Here is a 505-nt window from a genome sequence, read left to right as displayed (position 1 = left end):
GATGGGACGGTCGAGCGGTGGCGGGTCGCCGCCCGCTGACCCGGGCAACGATGAACCACAGCCCTACCATAACCCCCAGCCGGACGCCGGAGGACATGTGGTACAGGTCGCACACTTCGACTGCTTCAGCGGCGTCAGCGGCGACATGGTCCTGGGGGCCGTCATCGACGCCGGGGTGCCGGTCGACGCCATCCGCGCGGCCCTCGACTCCCTCGGCCTGCCGATCACCCTGGAAGTCGAGCGGGTGAAGCGGAACGGCATCGCCGGGACGAAGGCCACGATCACCGCCCCGGACCAGGAGGAATACCGGTTCTTGCCGGATGTCGAAGCGATCATCACCCGGGGGACGTTGACCGACCGGCAGCGTGCCACCGCCCTGGCCGTCTTCCGCAAGCTGGCCGTGGCCGAAGCGGCGGTCCACGACATGCCGGTGGAGAAGGTCCACTTCCACGAGGTCGGGGCCCTGGACAGCATCGCCGACATCGTCGGGGCGGCTGTCGGCCTC

Annotated in this window: 1 protein-coding gene; it reads left to right on the top strand. The window is 69.7% G+C overall.

Annotated elements, in window-relative coordinates:
• Position 1: 1 nt before the first annotated feature.
• Positions 2 to 505, top strand: a 504-nt coding sequence (locus tag JNK74_30555; protein ID MBL7650510.1) for a DUF111 family protein, incomplete at its 3' end; no start/stop codon positions are given.

This window comes from Candidatus Hydrogenedentota bacterium (assembly GCA_016791475.1).
Lineage (GTDB): Bacteria > Hydrogenedentota > Hydrogenedentia > Hydrogenedentales > JAEUWI01 > JAEUWI01.
Note: the sequence above shows the minus strand (reverse complement) of the source record. Positions and strands in the feature narration are given on the sequence as shown.